General features: G+C 46.5%; 19 protein-coding genes. All 19 read left to right on the forward strand.

All coding sequences use genetic code 11. The annotated features are described in order from the left end of the window. The first annotated feature begins 141 nt into the window (after positions 1 to 141). The 19 genes from mraY to M654_RS10640 all read left to right on the forward strand — a co-directional run bounded on the left by mraY (position 142) and on the right by M654_RS10640 (position 22,914). Positions 142 to 1,116, forward strand: a complete 975-nt coding sequence (mraY, locus tag M654_RS10550; protein ID WP_026586866.1) for a phospho-N-acetylmuramoyl-pentapeptide-transferase — start codon at positions 142 to 144, stop codon at positions 1,114 to 1,116. Then, entirely contained in the window at positions 1,117 to 2,472 is a 1,356-nt protein-coding gene (gene murD / locus M654_RS10555) for a UDP-N-acetylmuramoyl-L-alanine--D-glutamate ligase (RefSeq protein WP_026586867.1), read from the forward strand. Positions 2,473 to 2,525: 53 nt separating this feature from the next. After that, the gene (gene spoVE, locus M654_RS10560; RefSeq protein ID WP_026586868.1) at positions 2,526 to 3,626 is read left to right on the forward strand and encodes a stage V sporulation protein E; all 1,101 of its coding nucleotides are present in this window, start codon (positions 2,526 to 2,528) and stop codon (positions 3,624 to 3,626) included. An 82-nt stretch (positions 3,627 to 3,708) separates the two neighbouring features. Then, positions 3,709 to 4,812 (forward strand): undecaprenyldiphospho-muramoylpentapeptide beta-N-acetylglucosaminyltransferase, encoded by a 1,104-nt coding sequence (gene murG, locus M654_RS10565; protein WP_026586869.1) that lies wholly within the window; start codon positions 3,709 to 3,711, stop codon positions 4,810 to 4,812. Positions 4,813 to 4,840: 28 nt separating this feature from the next. Continuing rightward, on the forward strand, positions 4,841 to 5,752 hold the full coding sequence (gene murB / locus M654_RS10570; protein WP_026586870.1) for a UDP-N-acetylmuramate dehydrogenase: 912 nt from the start codon (positions 4,841 to 4,843) through the stop codon (positions 5,750 to 5,752). A 178-nt stretch (positions 5,753 to 5,930) separates the two neighbouring features. Then, on the forward strand, positions 5,931 to 6,719 hold the full coding sequence (locus tag M654_RS10575; RefSeq protein ID WP_026586871.1) for a cell division protein FtsQ/DivIB: 789 nt from the start codon (positions 5,931 to 5,933) through the stop codon (positions 6,717 to 6,719). After that, positions 6,716 to 7,411, forward strand: a complete 696-nt coding sequence (locus tag M654_RS10580; protein WP_026586872.1) for a DUF881 domain-containing protein — start codon at positions 6,716 to 6,718, stop codon at positions 7,409 to 7,411. The genes M654_RS10575 and M654_RS10580 overlap by 4 nt, the downstream gene beginning before the upstream one ends. Before the next feature lie 21 nt (positions 7,412 to 7,432). Then, positions 7,433 to 8,158, forward strand: a complete 726-nt coding sequence (locus M654_RS10585) for a DUF881 domain-containing protein (protein ID WP_026586873.1) — start codon at positions 7,433 to 7,435, stop codon at positions 8,156 to 8,158. Continuing rightward, positions 8,158 to 8,511, forward strand: coding sequence for a small basic family protein (locus tag M654_RS10590; protein ID WP_026586874.1), 354 nt, complete (start codon positions 8,158 to 8,160; stop codon positions 8,509 to 8,511). The genes M654_RS10585 and M654_RS10590 overlap by 1 nt, the downstream gene beginning before the upstream one ends. Positions 8,512 to 8,694: 183 nt before the next feature. Beyond that, complete coding sequence (gene ftsA / locus M654_RS10595) at positions 8,695 to 9,993, forward strand: cell division protein FtsA (RefSeq protein ID WP_026586875.1); 1,299 nt, start codon at positions 8,695 to 8,697, stop codon at positions 9,991 to 9,993. A 34-nt stretch (positions 9,994 to 10,027) separates the two neighbouring features. After that, positions 10,028 to 11,164 (forward strand): cell division protein FtsZ, encoded by a 1,137-nt coding sequence (ftsZ, locus tag M654_RS10600; RefSeq protein WP_026586876.1) that lies wholly within the window; start codon positions 10,028 to 10,030, stop codon positions 11,162 to 11,164. A gap of 367 nt (positions 11,165 to 11,531) precedes the next feature. After that, positions 11,532 to 13,043, forward strand: a complete 1,512-nt coding sequence (locus M654_RS10605; RefSeq protein ID WP_026586877.1) for a S8 family serine peptidase — start codon at positions 11,532 to 11,534, stop codon at positions 13,041 to 13,043. 337 nt (positions 13,044 to 13,380) lie between these two features. After that, positions 13,381 to 17,688 carry a S8 family peptidase gene (locus tag M654_RS10610; protein ID WP_026586878.1) on the forward strand — a complete coding sequence of 1,436 codons (4,308 nt, stop codon included), beginning with the start codon at positions 13,381 to 13,383 and terminating at the stop codon, positions 17,686 to 17,688. A gap of 176 nt (positions 17,689 to 17,864) precedes the next feature. Then, a complete protein-coding gene (gene spoIIGA, locus M654_RS10615) occupies positions 17,865 to 18,794 on the forward strand; it encodes a sigma-E processing peptidase SpoIIGA (protein WP_026586879.1) in 930 nt (309 codons plus the stop codon). A gap of 60 nt (positions 18,795 to 18,854) precedes the next feature. Continuing rightward, positions 18,855 to 19,574, forward strand: a complete 720-nt coding sequence (sigE, locus tag M654_RS10620; RefSeq protein ID WP_026586880.1) for an RNA polymerase sporulation sigma factor SigE — start codon at positions 18,855 to 18,857, stop codon at positions 19,572 to 19,574. Positions 19,575 to 19,713: 139 nt separating this feature from the next. Continuing rightward, entirely contained in the window at positions 19,714 to 20,493 is a 780-nt protein-coding gene (sigG, locus tag M654_RS10625) for an RNA polymerase sporulation sigma factor SigG (protein WP_026586881.1), read from the forward strand. Between the two features lie 131 nt (positions 20,494 to 20,624). Continuing rightward, complete coding sequence (locus tag M654_RS10630) at positions 20,625 to 21,422, forward strand: ABC transporter ATP-binding protein (RefSeq protein WP_026586882.1); 798 nt, start codon at positions 20,625 to 20,627, stop codon at positions 21,420 to 21,422. A 287-nt stretch (positions 21,423 to 21,709) separates the two neighbouring features. After that, on the forward strand, positions 21,710 to 22,597 hold the full coding sequence (locus tag M654_RS10635) for a putative RNA methyltransferase (RefSeq protein ID WP_026586883.1): 888 nt from the start codon (positions 21,710 to 21,712) through the stop codon (positions 22,595 to 22,597). Between the two features lie 83 nt (positions 22,598 to 22,680). Continuing rightward, the gene (locus M654_RS10640) at positions 22,681 to 22,914 is read left to right on the forward strand and encodes a YlmC/YmxH family sporulation protein (protein WP_026586884.1); all 234 of its coding nucleotides are present in this window, start codon (positions 22,681 to 22,683) and stop codon (positions 22,912 to 22,914) included. Positions 22,915 to 23,043 lie beyond the last annotated feature (129 nt).

The following is a 23,043-nucleotide window of genomic DNA, read 5'->3' on the forward strand; positions in this document are numbered from 1 at the left end:
AGAAAAAGAATTACAGGAAAGAGTTGTTAAAGTGATGGAAGCGTTCAAAATAAATCAACATATGAAAAAAAACAGTGAATATGATAGATGCGTATGCAGCTTCTTAAAAACTGGCGATGGCGCGGAAAGGGGAGGAGCACAATGCTGGAGCAAGTGATTTTATTTACGATTATCATGGGCTTTTTAATCAGCGTTCTTTTGTCTCCGATCTTCATCCCGTTTTTAAGAAGGCTTAAATTTGGCCAAAGCATTCGCGAAGAAGGTCCGAAATCCCACCAAAAAAAATCGGGAACACCGACAATGGGCGGTGTGATGATCATTTTATCGATCATTGCCACAACGATCGTGATGACGATGAAATTTTCCGAAGTCAGCATGAACATGTTCCTGCTGCTGTTTGTCACGATTGGCTACGGACTTCTCGGCTTTTTGGATGATTATATAAAAGTGGTGATGAAGCGGAATCTCGGCTTGACATCCAGACAGAAGCTGATCGGCCAAATCATCATCGCCGCGGTGTTTTATGCCGTCTACTATGCTCAGGGAATGCCGACCACCATCCGCATTCCGGGAACTGATGCTTCGTTTGATTTCGGCTGGGGCTACCTGATTCTCGTCATCTTTATGCTTGTTGGCGGCTCAAACGCTGTCAACTTGACAGACGGGCTTGACGGGCTTTTATCGGGGACGGCGGCGATCGCTTTCGGCGCCTTTGCGATTTTGGCGTGGAATCAAGGGCAATACGATGTTGCGATCTTCTCGGTTGCCGTTGTCGGCGCTGTGCTTGGATTTCTTGTCTTCAATGCCCATCCCGCAAAGGTTTTTATGGGCGATACGGGTTCGCTCGCCTTAGGGGGAGCAATTGTGACGATCGCGATCTTAACGAAATTGGAAATCCTTTTGGTTATCATCGGCGGTGTATTCGTCATTGAAACCCTTTCTGTCATTCTGCAAGTGATTTCTTTCAAAACGACCGGCAAAAGAATCTTTAAAATGAGCCCTCTTCATCATCACTATGAGCTTGTCGGCTGGTCGGAGTGGAGAGTCGTCGTGACATTTTGGACAGCGGGTCTCTTGCTTGCCGTCTTAGGAATTTACATCGAGGTGTGGTTATAAGTGGTTACTCAAGATCTATTGCAAAATCAAAACGTGCTTGTATTGGGGCTGGCGAAAAGCGGTTATGCGGCTGCTTCGATCCTGCACGAAAAAGGCGTCAACGTTGTCGTCAACGATCAAAAGCCTTTTGAAGAAAACGAACCTGCACAAATTCTCGCCGAAAAAGGCGTTAAGGTGGTCTGCGGCACCCATCCGACAGAGCTTTTCGACCTCCATTCGATCGACATTCTCATTAAAAATCCGGGAATCCGCTATGAAAATGTGATGGTTGAAGAAGCCCTGAAAAGGGGGGTTCCCGTCTGGACGGAGGTCGAGCTCGCCTATCATCTCACAGATGCGCCTTTTATCGGGATTACCGGATCTAATGGTAAAACGACAACAACTACACTCGTTTATGAAATGCTGAAAGCCGATTCGAAAAAAGCGCTCGTTGCGGGAAATATCGGCACAGCGGCAAGCGAAGTGGCAAATCAAACCCGCAGCGATGAGTGGATTGTGACAGAGCTCTCTTCCTTTCAGCTGATGGGGACGTATCAATTCAGGCCGAAAATCGGTTTATTGTTAAACGTATTTGATGCCCATCTGGATTATCACCATTCTCGAAAAAATTACGAGCTTGCCAAACAGCAGATCTACCGAAACCAATCGGAAACAGATGTTGCCGTTGTTAATTTGGACGATGATACAGTCGTCCGGCTGGCGGAATGTTCACAAGCGAAGAAAATCTTTTTCTCAGTCCGGCAAATCGTAGAGCGCGGCGCCTGTGTCAAAGACGGAATGATCATGTTTAACAATGAACAAATCATGCCGCTAAAAGACGTTGTTTTGCCAGGAGAGCACAATCTGGAAAACATTTTGGCAGCCCTTTGTATCGTAAAGACGGCAGGGGTGTCGGACGAGGCTGTCCGCCAAGTGCTGACGACCTTCACAGGGGTTAAACATAGAATGCAGTACGTGGCAACGGTCAAAAACAGAATGTTTTACAATGACAGCAAAGCGACGAACATCCTGGCGACGAAAAAAGCGCTCTCCGCTTTCAAGAAGCCGGTGATTCTCCTTTGCGGGGGGCTTGACCGCGGAAATGAGTTTGATGAATTAAAGCCGCACATGTCTTATGTCAAAGCGATCATAACCTTCGGCGAAACCGCGCCCAAGTTTGAAAAGCTGGCGGAAGATATGGGAATACAACAGGTGAAACGTGTCGATAATGTTGAACAGGCAGCATACGCGGCGTTCAGCCTGTCAGACGAAGGTGATGTCATTCTCCTTTCCCCGGCATGTGCAAGCTGGGATCAGTACAAAACATTTGAAGAACGTGGTGACATGTTTGTAAACGCCGTGCATATGCTTAAATAAGGGCTTGTCTTTACCGTAAAAGCCCTAAGAAATAAAGCTTGGGGTGTTCGGCTTTGCAAACAAAAAAAACGTCACCGGATTTTTTATTGGTTATCATTACGTTATTACTGCTAGCGATCGGACTGATCATGGTATACAGCGCCAGTGCGGTATGGGCGACACACAAATACGATGACTCCTTTTTCTTTGCCAAACGGCAGCTTTTGTTTGCCGGCATCGGGGTCATCGCCATGTTTTTTATCATGACCGTCGACTACTGGACATGGAGGACTTACGCGAAGATTCTGATCATCGTCTGCTTCTTTCTCTTGGCGATCGTTCTGATTCCGGGAATCGGAATGGAGCGGAACGGCTCGCGGAGCTGGATCGGTGTCGGCGCTTTCAGCATACAGCCGTCCGAGTTTATGAAGCTCGCGATGATTGCCTTTTTGGCAAAATTTCTTTCTGAGAAGCAAAAGAATATCACATCGTTCAGAAAAGGTTTTATGCCGGCGCTCGGCATTGTCTTTTCCGCCTTTTTGATCATCATGATGCAGCCTGACCTCGGGACTGGCACGGTGATGGTGGGAACGTGCATCATTATGATATTTGTGGCGGGGGCGAGAATTTCGCACTTTGTTTTTCTCGGTCTGATCGGCCTCAGCGGATTTATCGGCCTCGTTCTGTCGGCGCCGTACAGGATTAAACGGATTACATCATATTTAAATCCTTGGGAAGATCCTTTAGGAAGCGGCTTTCAGATCATCCAGTCGCTGTATGCAGTCGGCCCCGGCGGGCTCTTTGGCCTCGGACTCGGCCAAAGCAGACAAAAGTTCTTTTATTTGCCTGAGCCGCAGACGGACTTTATCTTCGCCATATTATCGGAAGAGCTCGGATTCATCGGAGGATCGCTCATTCTATTGCTCTTCAGCGTGCTTTTATGGAGAGGGATCAGAATTGCGCTTGGGGCGCCCGACTTGTACGGCAGCTTTGTCGCCGTCGGCGTCATTTCAATGATTGCGATCCAGGTGATGATCAATATTGGCGTCGTGACCGGACTGATTCCTGTAACGGGCATTACGCTGCCGTTTTTAAGCTATGGAGGGTCATCGCTGACCTTGATGCTGATGGCGGTCGGCGTGTTGCTCAATGTCAGCAGATATTCAAGATATTAGTCCCATTAAGCCATTTGCCGATAACCCTGTTGCCAAAAGCAGGGTTATCGGCATGTACATATGAAAATAAGGGGGAAAACAGATGCGGATCGTTGTAAGCGGAGGCGGCACGGGGGGCCACATATACCCCGCGCTTGCTTTTATTAAAGAAGTCAGACAGCATCATCCTGATGTGGAATTTTTATATATCGGAACGGAAAAAGGGCTGGAGAAAAACATCGTCGAACGGGAAAATATTCCCTTCAAAGCGATTGAAATCACAGGCTTTAAACGAAAACTGTCATTTGAAAATGTGAAAACCGTCATCCGCTTTTTAAAAGGTGTTAAAGAGTGCAAAAAAGAATTAAAGCGGTTCAAACCGGACGCGGTGATCGGCACCGGCGGCTATGTGTGCGGCCCGGTCGTCTATGCGGCCTCAAAACTGGGGATCCCGACGATCATCCACGAACAAAACAGCCTCCCGGGACTCACCAATAAGTTTTTATCCAAATATGTTGATAGGGTAGCGATTTGTTTTGAAGAGGCTAAAGCTCATTTTCCAAAAGAAAAAGTTGTGTTTACAGGAAACCCGAGAGCCTCTGAAGTCGTCTCTATAGAAGAGGGCCGCTCACTTGGCGCTCTCGGGCTTTCCGAAGATAAAAAAACGGTCTTGATTTTTGGAGGCAGCCGCGGCGCTGCGCCGATCAATGAGGCTGTGATTGCGATGCAAAACGAATTGAAAAAACGGGATTACCAGGTTCTTTATGTCACAGGGGAAGTTCACTATGAGAAAGTAACAGCAGCACTTGAAAAAGAAGGAGCTGCTTCAAATATGGTCGTTCAGCCGTTTTTGCACCAAATGCCCGAGTATTTAAAATCACTTGATGTCGTGGTAGCGCGGGCAGGCGCGACGACGATAGCGGAAATAACCGCGCTCGGCATTCCAAGCGTCCTAATCCCGAGCCCTTATGTCACAGCCAACCATCAGGAAGTGAATGCGAGCTCGCTCGGCGACCGGAACGCCGCAGTCGTTTTAAAAGAATCAGAGCTTAATGGTGAGCGCTTAATTGAAGCGATCGATCATATTTTACAAGACGAAAAGACGTTAAAAGAGATGAGTGAGCGCACTAAATCTCTCGGCGTGCCGGATGCGGCGCAGCGACTATACAATGTGCTGACAGAATTGAATCAAAAGAAGGAAAAATGATAAGACAGAAGGATTTTGGAGGTTTTCGATGGATAAGGTGATACAAGAATTAAAAGAGCTTGAAGTCGGCAAAGTGCTGGAAAACGAACCGCTCAGCAACCATACAACGATTAAAATCGGCGGACCTGCAGATGTCCTGGTTGTGCCGAAAAGCATTGAGGCGATTCGGGATACGATGAAGGTGGTCAAAAAACACGGCGTCAAATGGACGGCGATTGGCAGAGGCTCCAACCTCCTTGTCCTTGATGAAGGCATCAGAGGCGTCGTTATTAAGCTTGGCGCTGGGCTCGATCATATGGAAATCGACGGCGAGCAAGTGACGGTCGGCGGCGGCTACTCTGTCGTAAGGCTTGCGACAGGCATCAGCAAAAAGGGGCTTTCCGGCCTCGAATTTGCCGCAGGCATTCCGGGTTCGGTCGGCGGAGCGGTTTACATGAATGCCGGCGCCCACGGCTCTGATATCAGCAGGATATTGGTGAAAGCATTGATCCTTTTTGAAGACGGAACGATTGAATGGCTGACAAATGAAGAGATGGCGTTCAGCTACCGCACGTCGATCCTTCAAAACGAGCGGCCGGGCATTTGTCTTGAAGCCGTCCTCCAGCTGGAGCAAAAAGAACGCGATGCAATCGTCGCGCAGATGCAGAAGAACAAGGACTACCGAAAAGAAACACAGCCTGTATCCAATCCGTGCGCAGGCAGCATCTTCAGAAACCCGCTGCCCGAGCATGCGGGCCGGCTTGTTGAACAGGCCGGATTGAAAGGCCATCAGATCGGCGGGGCAAAGGTTTCCGAGATGCACGGCAATTTCATTGTCAACGCCGGCGGCGCTACGGCCAAAGACGTTCTCGATTTAATTGCATTTATTCAAAAAACGGTTAAAGAAAAATATGATATTGACATGCACACCGAGGTTGAAATCATCGGAGAAAAACGATAATCAGCCTCTAAAATCAGATCGCCTTATGATATAATGAACAAAAGCAAACGGCATCCTTGTATGTCGTTTGTTTCGCTGATGGAAGGTTTTTCAAAAGACGCCGTAAGAGCGCGTCTTTTTTCGAAAAAAAGCAAATAAAAATCTTTGTCTGCTTGATTGGATCTGAGGTGAGCCTTTAGTGAAACCCGATATTGATAAAGAAAAAGTAGTGAATATAGAAGAACGGATTCCCAAAATCAAAGAACAGAGAAAACAGAAGGCAAACCGCCGGCTGATTACGTTTATTCTCCTCTTTTTTACGATGATGCTGATCATCATTTACCTCCAGACGCCGATCAGCAAAGTGTCGACGGTTGAGATCAAAGGAAATCAAAACGTTTCCAAGGATACGATCATTTCCCTGTCTTCCATTTATAAAGGGCAGACGGAATTCTGGAGCCTGAACAAGGGAAAGACAGAACAAAAGATTGAGCAGGATAAATTGATAAAAAAAGCCGAAGTCTCCAAAAAACTGCCCAATAAAATCGCAATCTCTATCGAAGAGTATAAAAGCATTGCATTTTTGCAAAAGAACAATGTGTATTACTCGGTGCTCGAAAACGGGACGGTTCTCCCGGATGAAGTGACGCCGAATGAAAACGGCCCGATCTTGAACAACTGGACCGAAGATGAAAAGCTTGTTCAAATGGCAAAACAGCTGAACAAACTTTCCAGCTCAGTGAAACAGTCGATTTCCGAGATCGAATACACACCTCAAAAATCAAATTCTTGGCTGATCAGGATGTATATGAATGACGGCTATATTGTGACAGCTTCGATCAAATCGTTCGCTAAGAAAATGGAAAGCTATCCGGCGATCGTAAAGGAGCTGCCAAAAGGAGAAAAAGGAATCATTCATTTGGAAGTTGCGACTTACTTTGAACCCCTGAAAAAGGCTGAGGACGGCAAAAAGGAAGACGAACGTTGAAAAGACATACAGTCAATCTCTCATTGGCCATGCTCGTCCTCGGTTTTCTATTGTCTTTTTCCTATCAATTTGCTCAAGAGAACAGAGAGCATGAGGAAACCGCCGAAAACTGGAAAGAGGAATATGTGCTGCGCGACCGGCTCATTTCGCAGGAAAAGCAAAACAAAAAGCTGGAACAGGAATTATATCAGAAGCAGCAGGAAGTTCAGAAAACAGAGGCAGCGCTGAAAAAGGAAAAAAAAGAATACTACAACATTCTGGAAGATGTTGAAAGATACAGAATGTTTGTCGGCGAAATCGGTGTTCAGGGCGAAGGGATTGAAGTCACACTGAAGGATGCTTCATACATACCGGAAGGGGAGAATGTCAATAACTACATCGTCCATGAAAGCCATATTTTCCGTTTGCTGAATGAACTGTGGATCTCAGGCGCGGCGGCCGTATCGATCAACGGACAACGGGTGACGCATCATTCCTACATATCCTGCAACGGTCCCGTCATTACCATTGACGGAAGCCAGCATCCTGCTCCTTTCGTCATTTCGGCCATCGGTGAAGCCGATGTGCTCATGCCGGCGCTGAATATCGCCGGAGGACTTGTCGACCAGCTGACTCAGGATCATGTGTCAGTCGGCATCGAGAAAAAAGATAACATCAAGATGGAGCCTCTTTTAAAGCAGGGGAATGAATGATGAAAAGTTGGTGGGCGAATCTTGAAGAAAAGCAATCGTTTCATCAGTCTAAGCGTGCTGATGCTCATATTCGGAATCATGCTTTCCGTGCAGTTCAATTCCCTGAAGGAGCCCGAAATCCGGGATACTAGGGATATCTGGGACCTCAGGGAAGATTTGAAAGCAGAACAAAAAAAGCAGCTCAATCTGATCAGCGAGATTGATAAATATGAAAAAATGCTGGATACATATCAGCAGCAGGAAGAAAACTCGCGGATTAAAGCGCTGAATGATACGCTGCAAAGCCTCAAAAAACAGGCCGGCTTCACAGACGTCACCGGCAAGGGGATTACGATCCGCATTTCTCAGCTCTTCTCAGATGAACTAACGGGAGAGCCGATGCAAAATCCGCCTCCTGATCTCTTAAAAAAACTGATCAATGAATTAAATATGTATGAAGCAGAGGACATTTCCATCAATGACAGAAGGGTTATCAATACGACGGTGATCAGGGATATCAACGGAACGACGAAAATAGACGGATATCCTTTGGACAACTATCCGATAACAGTAAAAGTCATTGGCAAAAACGCCGATAAACTATATAGCCGAATGAATGCCTCAACTCTTCAAGATCTGTTTGCCGGAGAAAATCTGGATTTACAAATAGAAAAGCCTGAGAAACAAATCAAAATCAAAGCATACGAAGGTTCAATGCAAACCGCGCCATTGAAACCGATCGATAAATCAAAAGGAGAGAATTCCTAATGTGGCTTCCGGTTCTAGGCCTTTTGCTCGGAATTGCCATCGGGTTCGGCTCGAACTTTACAATTCCGGAAGAGTACTCCAATTACTTGTCCTTAGCGATTCTCGCTTCGCTTGATACACTGGTCGGAGGCATAAGGGCTCATTTGGAAAGTGCATACGATGAACTAGTTTTTGTGACCGGCTTCTTTTTCAATATCATCCTCGCGATAGGTTTGGCTTTTCTGGGCGTTCATCTTGGTGTAGACTTGTATTTAGTCGGCATGTTTGCATTTGGCGTGAGACTTTTTCAAAACATCGCAGTCATCAGAAGAATACTTCTTGCCAAATGGACGGCTTCCAGGAGAAAAAAATAAAAAAAATCAGATTTAAAAGAGGATATACATAGGATATAACGAATATTCACAGTAATCCTAAAACTAAAAAAGAAGCGTATTGGTTTTTATTGATTGTTACACACTTGTAAAACCAGATTCATTGTATTGTTGTTCGGCAAATAATAGAATAGAATTGACTGAAATGTGAGGAGGTGCCATAGAATGAACAACAATGAACTTTACGTCAGTCTAGACATCGGTACGTCCAATATTAAAGTGATCGTCGGCGAAATGTCAGACGAATCGCTTAACATTATCGGAGTCGGAAATGTTCCCTCAGAGGGGCTGAAAAAAGGGTCAATCGTTGATATAGATGAAACTGTTCATTCTATAAAAAAAGCGTTTGAACAAGCAGAAAGAATGATAGGTTTTCCGCTGACTCATGCGATTGTCGGCGTAAATGGGAACTACATCCACATTCAGGAAACGAACGGTGTTGTGGCGGTTTCCAGTGAAAATAAAGAAATACAAGTGGAAGATGTGCGCAGGGTCATGGAAGCGGCTCAAGTTGTTTCGATTCCGCCTGAACAGCTGATCGTCGATGTGATTCCCAGGCAGTTTATTGTTGACGGAAGAGGCGAGATAACAGATCCGAAAAAGATGCTCGGTGTCCGGCTTGAAGTAGAAGGGTCGCTCATCACCGGCTCAAAGACGATTTTACATAACCTCCTCCGCTGCGTGGAACGGGCGGGAATCGAAATTACGGATATATGCCTGCAGCCGCTGGCAGCCGGATCTGTAGCCCTGTCAAAAGATGAAAAGAACCTCGGGGTGGCTTTAATCGACATCGGAGGAGGCTCAACGACCGTCGCCGTCTTTGAAAACGGCCAGCTTTTAGCAACCCGTGTCGTGCCTTTGGGCGGCGAAAACATCACCAAAGACATTTCAATCGGTCTCCGCACATCCACGGATGAAGCTGAGAGGGTCAAAAAGCAGTTTGGACACGCTTTCTATGAGGAAGCTTCAGAAGAGGAAACATTCGAAGTCGCCGTCATCGGGACAGACCAAAAGCAGACCTTCACTCAGCGGGAAGTGGCCGACATTATTGAAGCCAGACTCGAGGAGATCTTTTTATTCGTTGCAGACGAGCTGCGGAGCATGGGTATTAAAGAACTGCCGGGCGGGTTTGTGCTCACAGGCGGACAGGCGGGAATGCCGGGCGTCCTCAGCCTTGCACAAGATGTTCTTCAAAATAACGTCAGAGTGGCTAGCCCGAATTACATCGGTGTGAGAGAACCTCAATATATGACAGGCGTAGGTCTCATCCAATTCGCTTACCGCAACGCAAAAATCCAAGGCAGAAAAGTAGGGTTTAAAATGCCGACGGAAGCGGTTCAGGAAGTCGCGGCTTCCCATCAAAAAGAAGTGCAGCAGCGTCCGAAACCAAAATCAAAGCAGCAGGCTCAAGCTGAGAAAAAGCCGAGCAAAATGAAGAAAATATTTAACTTCTTTTGGGAATAGAGATTAGTCATTCGACGGATTAGGAGGATTTAGCATGTTAGAGTTTGAAACAAATATAGACGGCTTAGCATCGATTAAAGTAATTGGAGTAGGTGGCGGCGGCAACAACGCTGTCAATCGGATGATTGAAAATGACGTTCAGGGAGTTGAGTTTATCGCAGTCAACACGGATGCTCAGGCTCTTAATCTATCAAAAGCGGAAACGAAAATGCAGATCGGTGCGAAGCTGACGCGCGGACTTGGCGCCGGTGCCAATCCGGAAGTCGGGAAAAAAGCGGCTGAAGAAAGCAAAGAACAGATTGAAGAAGCCTTAAAAGGCGCTGACATGGTGTTCGTTACCGCTGGAATGGGCGGCGGAACAGGTACGGGAGCGGCTCCCGTCATCGCACAGGTCGCGAAGGATTTGGGCGCATTGACTGTCGGCGTTGTGACAAGGCCGTTTACATTTGAGGGGAGAAAAAGACAGCTTCAGGCAGCCGGCGGCATTTCAGCCATGAAGGAAGCCGTCGACACCCTGATCGTCATTCCGAATGACCGTCTTCTTGAAATTGTTGACAAAAACACACCGATGCTTGAAGCGTTCCGTGAAGCGGATAACGTTCTCCGTCAGGGTGTTCAGGGGATTTCAGACCTGATTGCGACACCGGGGCTGATCAACCTTGACTTCGCCGATGTGAAAACGATCATGTCCAATAAAGGCTCAGCATTGATGGGAATCGGTGTGGCAACAGGTGAAAACCGCGCTGCCGAAGCCGCGAAAAAAGCTGTTTCCAGCCCGCTGCTTGAAACGGCGATTGACGGTGCACAAGGCGTTCTCATGAACATTACAGGCGGCACGAACCTGAGCCTGTATGAAGTCCAGGAAGCCGCGGACATCGTAGCTGCAGCATCTGACCAAGACGTCAACATGATTTTCGGATCTGTCATCAATGAAAATTTAAAAGACGAAATCGTCGTAACCGTGATTGCGACCGGCTTCATCGAACAGGAGCACGATGCTTCAAAACCGCAAAGACCTTTGAATCAGGGGTTAAAACAGCATCATCAGCAAGCTCCGAAACGGGAGATGAAACAGCGTGAGGAGCCAAGCATGCCGCACCGCAGTCCTTCACAGCCTGCCGAGGACACGCTTGACATCCCGACGTTCTTGAGAAACCGGAATAAGCGCTAATTTATCAATGGAAAAGCTGCTGACTAACAAGTCGGCAGCTTTTTTTACATTGCCCTAAAAAATCCGCTGCCTCCTGCAAAAGAATCAATTCTCAAATCTTTCAGGCATCTGAACCGAAAGGCTTGCACAAAAACTCTCTCTTTCCTCCCGGTTGAGCCGGCTTTCTTTTTGGTCTGAGATCCGCACGAACTACACATGAAAACAGCTGATCCATCAAAAGAACGAATTTACAAAACAATACAGAAAGAATGACAAAAAACGACAAAATCTATAGGTTTTTTCTTTTACAGTATAAATATCTTCTTTTTCCAGACAAAAAAATGCAAGAAGCGTCACAGAACGGCTTCATGTGTAAGGAGGATGTCATTTGAAGAAAAAGCCATTATTCCGTACAGTCATATGTGCAGCACTCATCGGCTCGCTGCTCACTCCGGGGGCTGTCCATGCAGAATCCGGAACAAAAGCAAAGGCTGACACGCAAAACAAAATAGCGGCTGCTCTTTACAAAAGCTTTGCAAAAGAAGACAAAGTCACCTTTTTAATTAAAATGAAAGATCAAGCCAATCCTCAGCAAACAGCGGAAGCCGCTGAGAAAAGGGCAAAGCTGAGCGTCATGACGGTCAAAAGGGTCAAAGAGCTCAAGCGTTCAGCCGTTTTGACCTCATTGCGGACAAAGGCCGAGCGAACACAAAAGAATCTGAAAGCCTTTTTGGAAAAAGAAGAGAAGAAAGGCCATGCGAAACAATTGGAATCATTTTATATCGTCAATGGGATGGCCGTAACGGCCACTAAAGATGTCATGGAAAAAGCAGCGTCCTATCCAGAGGTGGAAAAAGTGCTGCCGAACGAAAAGATCAAGCTGAGTGAAACGGAAAAAGCGACAATTGATTCAACAAAATCAAGTGCTGCTCATCCCGCATCCAACATTCGCCAAGTACATGCGCCGGATGTCTGGAAAAAACATTATAAAGGCAAAGGAGCTGTCGTGGCATCAATTGACACCGGTGTTGAGTGGGATCACCCGGCGCTGAAAACGAAGTACCGCGGATATAACCCTGACAAGCCAAACAGTCCCAACAATCAATATAACTGGTTTGATGCCACAAGCAAGAGCAAGAAAACGCCTTACGATGACCTGGGCCACGGCACACACGTCACAGGCACGATGGTCGGCTCTGAAGCGGGCGGCAAAAACGAGATCGGTGTCGCTCCTACAGCAAAATGGATCGCCGTTAAAGCTTTTTCAGAGGACGGCGGTAGTGAAAAGGACCTTTTGGCCGCGGGGGAATGGATATTGGCGCCGACAGATGCGAAAGGAAAAGCCCACCCTGAAAAGGCTCCTGATGTCGTCAACAATTCCTGGGCGGGTGAACGAGGTCTTAATGAATGGTATCGCGATATGGTCAAGGCATGGCGTGCTGCAGACATCTTTCCTTCGTTTGCGGCGGGAAATGTAAGTGAATTTGAACCCGGCGGACCGGGCTCTGTTGAGAATCCTTCCAATTATCCGGAGTCATTCGCGATCGGTGCGGTTGACAGCGAGAATTCACTGGCTGACTTTTCACTGCAAGGTCCTTCGCCATATGATGAAATCAAGCCTGATCTTTCGGCTCCAGGTGTCAGCATCCGCTCCGCTTATCCGGGACACAGATATGCAATAATGGACGGCACATCAATGGCGACCCCGCATATTTCCGGCATCGTTGCTTTGATGAGAGAAGTGAATCCAAATATCTCAGTCGATGAAATCGAACGCATTCTGCTGAAGACGGCGACCCCTCTGTCCGACAAAACGTTCACAAAATCGCCGAACAACGGTTATGGATACGGCCTTGTCAATGCTTTAAAAGCGTTCAATGAAGCGAAAAAATCAAAATAAACAAGAAAAAAGGCAAACCGAATAAAGGTTTTAGTCCTTTTTTTAACTTGATTTTAAACTAATTTTCTTTGTACAAATAAACGAACAAAAATACTCAACCAACTTTTAACTTATATTTAAAAGTAACAACTAAAAATCAAAATAAACAAGAAAAAAGGCAAAACCGATAAAGGTTTTGCCTTTTTTTAACTGATTTTAAACATTTTCTTGACAAATAACGACAAAAATCTCAACCAATTTTTACTATATTTAAAAGACAACTAGAGTCAGACAAGATTTAGAGATGAAAGGGGGACGGATGAAAAGAAGCCATTTCAAGAAAAAAGGGGGAATTGATTTGAAAAGCAAGCTGAAAAGAAAGGCGTTCAGTACACTTTTAAGCGGACTATTAATCGGTTCGATGTTCATGCCCGCTTCTTCCGGACTGGCACAAAAGCCCGCGCTCACGTCTGTGAAAGAACAAGTGAAACAGCAGGTTTCCGCCAAGGGGAAAATCTCGAAAACGCTTGTCAAACGCTTCAAAAAAGAAGATAAAGTCACCTTTTTGATTAAATTGAAAGATCAGGTTGATACGCAAAAGGTAGCAAAACAAGCGGAAAAAAAGGCGAAAGCGAAATCGCTCAGCTCCGCCAAGACCGAGTATCAAAAGCGTTCGGCTGTTGTATCGTCATTAAGAATCAAAGCCGATGAAACGCAAAGCCAGCTGAAAACCTATTTGAGAAAGCAAGCGAAGAAGGGAAATGCCGAAGACATCCGCTCATTTTACATCGTAAACGGCATGGCCGTCCATGCGACAAAAGATGTCATGGAACAGGTTGCGGCTTTTCCGGAGGTTGAAAAAGTGCTCCCGAATGAAAAAAGGCAGCTGATTAAACCGGCTAAACAATCGGGCAAGCACACCTCTCTCAAGGCTCAAAACGGTGTGGAATGGAACATTGACCAGATCGAGGCCCCGAAAGCGTGGGAACTGGGATACGACGGAACCGGGACCGTTGTGGCATCGATTGATTCCGGCGTACAGTGGGATCACCCGGCTTTAAAAGAAAAATACCGCGGATATGATCCTGAAGATCCGGACAACCCCGATCATGAAATGAACTGGTTTGACGCTGTATCCGGCGAATCCGCGCCATATGATGACTTAGAGCATGGGACACATGTGACAGGCACGATGGTCGGCTCGGAGCCTGACGGTCAAAACCAAATCGGTGTGGCCCCGGGTGCGAAGTGGATCGCAGTTAAAGCGTTTTCTGAAGACGGCGGAACAGATCAAGATCTTCTCGCTGCGGGAGAATGGATATTGGCGCCGAAAGATAAGGACGGAAATCCTCACCCTGAAATGGCACCAGATGTTGTCAACAATTCCTGGTCAGGTGGTGCGGGTCTTGATGAGTGGTACAGGGACATGGTGAAGGCCTGGCGCGCTGCCGATATCTTTCCGGAATTTTCGGCGGGCAATGTTGATTTCACTAACCCGGGGGGACCAGGTTCAATCGCCAATCCGGCAAATTACCCGGAAGCATTTGCAACCGGTGCGACCGATATCAATCAACAATTGGCAGATTTTTCGCTTCAAGGCCCGTCTCCTTATGATGAGACAAAGCCTGAAATCTCTGCGCCCGGTGTCAACATTCGCTCGTCTGTGCCGGGAAGCGGGTATCAGGACGGCTGGGACGGCACTTCCATGGCGGGACCGCATGTCTCAGCGGTTGCGGCTCTGATCAAGCAAGCGGATGCCTCGCTTTCTGTCGACGAGATCGAAAAGATTTTAACCGATACGGCCATACCGCTTACAGACAGCACCTTTTCCGAATCACCAAATAACGGTTACGGCCACGGGCTCGTCAATGCGTTTGATGCTGTTGCAGCCGTCAGCGGCGGATTGGGCAAAGCAGAAGGACGGGTCGGCAAAGAAGGAGAAGATCAAACACCGCCGGTTTTAAAAGATGAAGAAAAAACAGATGTGTTTGCAGGCACTAACATTCCGTTCACAGCTGAAGCAGAAGACGACATCAGCGTTGTATCCGTCAAGCTGAAGTATAAAACGGATGATGGCGATTGGCAGACGATCACGGCCAAGCTGACCGGGGGCGACTACAAAAAAGGAACATATGAAGCGGTCATTCCGACTTTAGACGGCAAAGTCCTTTTTTATCAGTGGATTGTGACAGACTACGGCGGCAACACCACGGAATCCAAAGTGTATGAAGTGCCGATTTCCCCTGCCGTCACCACAGGCTACAAGCAAGATTTCGAAACTCATGCCAGCGGCTGGACAAGCTCTGGTACAAAAAATTCATGGCAGCAGGGAACACCACAGTCAGGGCCGCAATCTGCCGCATCAGGTAAACAGGTTTACGGCACGAATTTGACAGGGCCATACGAGGAGTCGGCCAACATGAATCTTCTGATGCCGACAGTACAGGTTCCAAAAGACGAAAAGCTTTTCTTGAAGTTCAAATATTGGCATGACATTGAGGAAGATTTTGACTATGGTTTTGTCTATATCCAGCCTGAAGGGAAAAGCGATTGGGTGCAGGCCGCCCAATACACCGGCACGACTTCAGAGTGGATGGATGGTGAAATTGATTTATCGGCATATGAAGGACAAAAGATTAAGATCATGTTTAACCTTCAATCCGACGACAGCATAGGAGGAGACGGGCTTTATATCGACGATGTGGAGCTTGTGAAGCAGTCCGAGAGCGCGGCCAAGAAAAAGCATTTCAGTGTTGAAAAACGCAAGGGAAAAATGAAAGCCAAACATACGAAAAAACAAATGATCGACCCTAAAAAAGCGAAACCGGCAAATGCTGCACAAGCAAACAGAGAGCGCGGCAAGGCATCCCCGGCCGTTCTGCCGCTCAGGGCGCAGGTGAGCGTTCTTGAAACAGGAAAATCGACTTATTCAAGCGCGGCAACGGGGGCATACAGCTTGTCCCATTTACCGGGAACCTACACGATGAAAGCCGAAGCCTACGGTTATGAATCAAGCGCGCAAAGTGTCACCATCGAAGCAGACAAAACAACGTCCGCCGACTTTGTTTTGAAAGAATTGAAAAAAGGCACGCTTTCGGGAACCGTCAAAAATAAAAAAACCGGAGAGCCTGTACGGAATGCGAAGCTCTATTTGTTTGAAGATGCTGCCGTAGAGCCTGTCAAAACAGATGAAAACGGCCGCTATTCGATTACAGCCTATGAAAATTCGTACACCGTAAAGGTCGCAGCCAGCGGGTATTACAGCAGTGAATTTACGGTTGATTTAAAAGGCGATGTCTCAAAGGATATTGAACTTGAACCTTTCATCGGCTATCCGGGTGAAATCGGCTATGATGACGGAACCGGTGAAAACGCATGGGCGTTTTATGAAGCGGGCAACGGGCTGGCTGTGAAAATGTCGCTGGAAAACGGCCAGGAAAAGGCGATGCTGAACGGCGGATTATTCAAGTTCTGGGGTGAGGATTTTCCTGATCCGGGCGGCACCGATTTTGAAGTTGAAGTCTATGACGCCTCGGGAGACAAAGGGGCTCCAGGCAAAAAAATCGCCGGTCCGTTCAAAGGGGAAGCCCTCCGCAACGGTGAATGGACGAAGATTGATCTCGGCGATGAAGGCATCATGGTCGGAAAAGATTTTTATCTTGTATACGTCCAAACGAGTGATATGGACCACTCCCCGGCTCTTGCGGCCGATGAGGACGGAGAATATGCCGGACGCAGCTGGCAGTATACGGACGGCTCCTGGTCAAAAACGCCTTCAGACCAAGGAAACTTCATGATCCGCGCCTTGGTCGACTACGAAGTGTCAACACCTGTGATTACATCGCCAAAAGACGGACTCATCACCAACCAAGAGAAAACGGTCATCGAAGGGACGGCTTCTCCGACAACAACCGTCCATCTTTTTAACGGCGGGGAAGAAATCGGCACCGTCAAAACCGGAAAGGACGGCACATTTTCAAAAGAAATTCAATTAAATAAAGGGGAAAATGTCATCACCGCTAAAGCATCCACAGATTCAGGGACAACGGATGTTTCTGATCCGGTCCGAATTGTCCTTGATCAGGAAAAGCCGAAGCTTTCCATTGATACGCCGGAAGACGGTTCAAAGCTTAATAAAGAGACTGTCACAGTCAAAGGCACGGTCTCAGACGACCACTTGAAATCGGTGAAAGTGAACGGAAAAAAAGCAGCCGTTGACAATGGTGAATATTCGGCCCGGATTATGCTTGATAACGGAAAAAACGAAATCAAAGTGACAGCGGCTGACGAGGCCGGCAATAAACGGACGAAAAAAGTCACGGTTGATGTCAATTTTGAAGCGCCGCAAATCTCCGGCCTCAAACCGGCTGAGGATCTGGAGCTCAAAACAGGGGAAACCGTGAAAATCGAGTTTGAAAGCGACGCTGATTTGGATGCCGTCTTTGTCATCAGAATGCCTTTGACCAATTTTAAAACGGCTTCGCAAAACGTGACAGAACTGCCGATCAGAGAAGTGTCAAAAGGTAAATATGAAGGGTATTGGACCGCGACTTCCACCGCGAAAGCGAAAGGAGCGGAAATCGAGGTGATCGTCCGCGATGATTACGGCAATGAAACAAGAAAAACGGCGAAAGGCAAATTGTTTATCAATGAAAAATTGAAATAAAGGTACAAAGCGCTGTCTCTTAGAGGCAGCGTTTTTTTCGTCAGACCATCGACAAATTCAGTATGAATCTCTCAAAAAATGTGCCCTTTGACAAACATTAATTGACAGACTTTACCTTTGGGCTTGATTTATACTTAGGGAAACAAACAGTCGGGCGTTAAAAAAGGGGGACGGATGTGGAAATCTATTTAGATGTGATTTGGCTTTTAAATTTTTGCTTTGATTTGCTGCTTTTAATGATGACCGCATTCATTTTAAAGCGAAGGGTAAAAAAACGGCGGTTTTTCCTGGGCGCATTGGTTGCCTCAAGCATCGTCCTGCTGATGTTTACCCCTTTATCGCCATATGTTCTTCATCCGGCAGGCAAGCTCTCTTTTTCCGTTGTGATTATTCTTGTCACTTTTGGTTTTAAACGGTTTCGATTTTTTTTGCAAAATTTGTTTTCTTTTTATTTTGCCACTTTTTTAATGGGGGGAGGGATTATCGGCGCGCATTCTTTGCTGGAAACGGATTCGATTATGAAAAACGGAGTCTTTATGACAAATTGGTCGGGCTTCGGCGACCCCGTCAGCTGGCTGTTTGTCGGCGCGGGATTTCCTGCCGTCTGGCTGTTTTCAAAAAAACGCTTTGAGGACGTCGAGGCGAAAAAGATTCAATACGAGGAGCGGGTTCAGCTTCAAGTGGATGTGGAAGATCAGACGCTCCGGTTTAATGGATTGATCGATTCGGGAAACCAGCTGTATGATCCCATTTCAAAAATGCCTGTCATGATCGTCAATATGGAAAAGCTGAAAAGCGTGCTGGGTGAAGAAGCGAGCGCGGTCATCATGGAAAAAAGCCCTCTTGATGCCGTCGGCCTTCTTGATGATGCACTGCCGTATATCGGACGAATCCGTCTGATTCCGTACAGAGGCGTCGGCCATCAGCATCAGTTTTTGCTGTGCCTGAAGCCCGATCATGTGCTGATTTTTACGAAAGATGAGGCAATTGAAGCGCCGAAATGCCTGATTGGCCTCAGCACATCGCCATTGTCAGCGGACGGCGAATTTGATGCGATCGTTCATCCGAAAATGCTGTCGGGAAACCCGATCAAACACGTTTCTTAAACTTGGTGAGCTGTTACATTATCATACTCCGGAAAATGTTTATTTAGAAGGGGGAGGAAGATGAAAAAACTAAAATTAAGGCTGACTTATCTCTGGTACAAACTTTTGCTGAAATTAGGTTTAAAAAGCGATGAAATTTATTATATTGGCGGAAGTGAGGCGTTGCCGCCGCCATTATCGAAAGATGAAGAACAGGTGCTTCTCCACAAGCTTCCTGACGGCGATCAGGCTGCGCGGGCCATCTTGATTGAACGCAATTTGAGACTTGTTGTATACATCGCCAGAAAATTTGAAAACACCGGCATCAACATCGAGGATTTGATCAGCATCGGGACGATCGGCCTCATTAAAGCGGTGAACACCTTTAATCCGGAGAAAAAAATCAAGCTGGCTACATACGCTTCCAGATGTATTGAAAATGAGATTTTAATGTATTTAAGACGGAACAATAAAATCCGCTCGGAAGTATCGTTTGACGAGCCTTTAAACATCGACTGGGATGGGAATGAGCTGCTCTTGTCAGATGTGCTCGGAACGGAAAATGACATCATCACGAAAGATATTGAAGCAAATGTCGATAAGAAATTGCTGAAAAAAGCGCTGGAGCAGCTGAATGACAGAGAAAAACAAATCATGGAGCTCCGCTTCGGCCTGGTCGGGGGAGAAGAAAAAACACAGAAAGATGTTGCCGATATGCTCGGAATATCGCAGTCCTATATTTCACGGCTTGAAAAAAGAATCATCAAAAGGCTCAGAAAAGAATTCAACAAAATGGTTTAATTTTTTTATGAAATTTGAAGCGTTGACTGACAAGGGTTTTCGCCTCGAACTTCTTATTTTTGGAAATTAGCGATGCATATTTTTCCCACCCAAGGAGATACTGAACTTTGTACAGCAGCTCCTGTAGGGAGGGAAAAAAGTGTCAAGAAATAAAGTCGAAATCTGCGGGGTTGATACATCAAAACTGCCCGTACTCAAGAATGAAGAGATGAGAAAGTTATTCAAGCAAATGCAGGAAGAAGGAGACCGCTCAGCAAGAGAACAGCTTGTTAACGGCAATTTGCGCCTTGTCTTAAGCGTCATTCAACGGTTTAACAACAGAGGAGAATATGTTGATGACTTATTCCAAGTCGGCTGCATCGGACTAATGAAATCAATTGATAATTTTGATCTGAGCCACAATGTTAAGTTTTCAACATATGCTGTACCCATGATTATTGGAGAAATCCGCAGATATTTGCGAGACAACAATCCGATCCGCGTATCGCGGTCACTCAGGGATATCGCATACAAGGCGCTGCAAGTGAGGGAACGTCTTATGAGTGAGACAAGCAGGGAGCCGACAGCGGAGGAAATCGCGAAAGAGCTTGAAGTGTCCCACGAAGAGATCGTTTTTGCACTTGACGCCATCCAGGATCCAGTCTCACTGTTTGAACCGATCTACAATGACGGAGGAGACCCGATTTATGTGATGGACCAAATCAGCGATGAGCGGAACAAGGATTCGCAATGGATTGAAGAGCTCGCTTTAAAAGAAGGAATGAGGCGGCTGAATGAACGGGAAAAAATGATTCTCAGAAAACGCTTTTTTCAAGGCAAGACGCAAATGGAAGTCGCCGATGAGATCGGGATCTCCCAAGCTCAAGTATCACGGCTGGAAAAAGCCGCAATTAAACAAATGAATAAGAATATCCATTAAAGCCGCAGAATCGTCTGCGGCTTTTTATATGTTAAAAATGGAAAATCTCTCATTCACTTTACCATTCAAATAAGCTATAATAAAAGAATTATATTTTCTGAATATTTACATAAGTGAAAGGAGTTCTGATCATGGCATTGAAGCTTGAACAAGCGACACTAAAACGAAATGGACAGCAGATACTTAAATGTATTGACTGGGAGGTGAAAAAAGGGGAGCATTGGGCTTTGTACGGCTTAAATGGCGCCGGAAAAACAGCGTTGCTCAACATGCTGTGCGCTTACTATTTTCCGACAACCGGGAGAGTGAATGTGCTGGGTCATGAGTTTGGAAAAACGGAGCTGGGCGAAAAGCTCCGCCGTAAAATCGGTCTCGTCTCCGCAGCATTGCAGCAAAAATTTTATCCGGAAGACAGCGCTTTTGAAATTGTGCTGAGCGGCGCATTCGCTTCAATCGGCCTTTATGAGACGCCGTCACAGCATATGAGGGAAAAAGCGATCGCCTTCCTGGAAGAGTTCGGATCAATCAGCTATGCCGACAGAAGATATGAAACACTTTCACAAGGAGAAAAGCAAAAAGTCCTGATTTCCAGGGCCTTAATGGCCGATCCGGAACTGTTGATCCTTGACGAGCCTGTCACAGGCCTCGATTTCATCGCCAGGGAACAGGTGCTTGAAACAATTGAGCACATCGCCCAGAAAGAGGAAGCGCCATCCATGCTGTATGTCACACACCATGCCGAAGAAATTCTCCCGGCCTTTAAAAAGACGCTTCTCTTAAGGAAGGGTGAAGTATTTGCCAAGGGGGAAACGAAGGATATGATGGCAGATGACACGCTCTCCGCTTTTTTCGGCATGCCGGTCAAAGCCGTTTGGACGGATGGAAGGCCGTACTTGTCCAAGAAAAAGCCCGTTTGTGTAAACGGCTAGCCCATTTTTGGCCCGGCTGTTTTGCTGTGTAAAAACAGTCTGGCCGGCTTGACCATTCGCCGCACTTCTCTTCCAAAGACGTCATTTCAATGTTAAGATGTCATTGATTTCCCATAAAAGGAGTTTTTCTTTCATGATCATCCAATTCATTCGCTATAGATAAATGCAAGGTATAGGCAAACTTAAAGCAAATCCACACCGTCAGGTTTTAAAAACGCTGATGGAGCGGGTTTATTTGTCTATGCCTTTTTCATTTATCTCCATTTGTGAATGAAAGAGGTGCTGTCATGAATAACAAGATGAGAAGCGCAGTGCTGATGAAGAGGTTTGAAAAAGTGCTTCAATGCCCGCTCTGCGCTGCGGACATGAAAGTGGCGGGCTTCAAAAGCCTCGCTTGTGTCAATCATCATACATTTGATTTAGCCAAACAAGGATATGTGAATGTTGCGGCGAATACAAAGGCCGGAAAATATGATCAAGAGCTGTTCGAGGCCCGAAAAATGATAGCTGACAGCGGATTTTTCGAGCCCTTGTATAAAGTGCTGACGAGCCGACTCAAGCAAGCATTGCCGCTGAGGCAGAAGCCGATCGGGATTCTTGATGCGGGCTGTGGTGAAGGGTCCCATCTGATCAGGATCACAGAAGATCTTAAAGCCGAGATTGGCGGCAGGGTGTTCGGAGCTGGAATCGATTTGTCAAAAGCGGGGATTTTGACGGCGGCAAGGCGTGATGCCGAACTAATCTGGTTTGTCGCTGATTTGGCGAACGCTCCTTTTCAGCGCCGATCATTTCATGTGATTTTGAACATTTTATCACCTTCCAACTATGCGGAGTTCAAAAGGCTGATATCTGCCGATGGCATGGTGATTAAAGTGATGCCAAAGGCCGGCTATCTGCAGGAATTAAGGGAAGCTTTCTATGCTGGGTCGGAAAAGTCCGTTTATTCCAATCACGATACGGCCGGTCGCTTCCTCGCGCAATTTGCGCTGATAGACAGGATAGAGCTTTCATACAGCTGCGTCCTGAACCGGGAGGAGCTCAGCCGGCTGCTCCGGATGACCCCTTTGTCATGGCGCGTAAAGGATGATCGGATTGCGGACTTTTTGAATCGGAACCAAGCCGCTTCGATCACGGTTGATCTCGATGTTTTAATCGGCGTCAAAAAAGCGGAATAAAAAGGCGGAAAGGCAGTCTAAATGAAAGACTGCCTTTCATATAATTTTAAAGGATACACGATCAGAGGAGGCGTGCGGCTTATATGATGAACATTTCCGATTTCCAGGTGAAGGACGTTGTCAATGTGTCAAACGGCAAGAAACTGGGCAGCATCGGTGATATTGATATAAATGTAACGACGGGTAAAATACAGGCGATCGTCATCGGCGGATCAGGTAAAGTTTTTGGATTTTTCGGAAAAGAAGAGGAAATCGTCATTCCGTGGCGAAATATAGTCAAAATTGGAGAAGATGTCATTCTCGTCCGTTTAAGCTGAACAGAAAAAAGGTGAATATTGTTTCAAAAAATACATTTCGTTTAGTTTTTTGAAACGAAACTAAACGAATGCATCAAGATGTGTTAAAATAGGAGCGATATGATGAAAGACTACGATGCTTGTCGAAAG

The organism is Bacillus sp. NSP9.1 (assembly GCF_000465465.2).
In the GTDB taxonomy this organism is placed as follows: Bacteria; Bacillota; Bacilli; order Bacillales; family Bacillaceae; genus Bacillus; species Bacillus sonorensis_A.

Excerpts from the sequence above, each read along its gene's own strand:
- mraY (WP_026586866.1), top strand. The coding sequence starts at position 142 with ATGCTGGAGCAAGTGATTTTATTTACGATTATCATGGGCTTTTTAATC.
- murG (WP_026586869.1), top strand. The coding sequence starts at position 3,709 with ATGCGGATCGTTGTAAGCGGAGGCGGCACGGGGGGCCACATATACCCC.
- murB (WP_026586870.1), top strand. The coding sequence starts at position 4,841 with ATGGATAAGGTGATACAAGAATTAAAAGAGCTTGAAGTCGGCAAAGTG.
- M654_RS10590 (WP_026586874.1), top strand. The coding sequence starts at position 8,158 with ATGTGGCTTCCGGTTCTAGGCCTTTTGCTCGGAATTGCCATCGGGTTC.
- ftsA (WP_026586875.1), top strand. The coding sequence starts at position 8,695 with ATGAACAACAATGAACTTTACGTCAGTCTAGACATCGGTACGTCCAAT.
- ftsZ (WP_026586876.1), top strand. The coding sequence starts at position 10,028 with ATGTTAGAGTTTGAAACAAATATAGACGGCTTAGCATCGATTAAAGTA.
- sigE (WP_026586880.1), top strand. The coding sequence starts at position 18,855 with ATGAAAAAACTAAAATTAAGGCTGACTTATCTCTGGTACAAACTTTTG.
- M654_RS10630 (WP_026586882.1), top strand. The coding sequence starts at position 20,625 with ATGGCATTGAAGCTTGAACAAGCGACACTAAAACGAAATGGACAGCAG.
- M654_RS10635 (WP_026586883.1), top strand. The coding sequence starts at position 21,710 with ATGAATAACAAGATGAGAAGCGCAGTGCTGATGAAGAGGTTTGAAAAA.
- M654_RS10640 (WP_026586884.1), top strand. The coding sequence starts at position 22,681 with ATGATGAACATTTCCGATTTCCAGGTGAAGGACGTTGTCAATGTGTCA.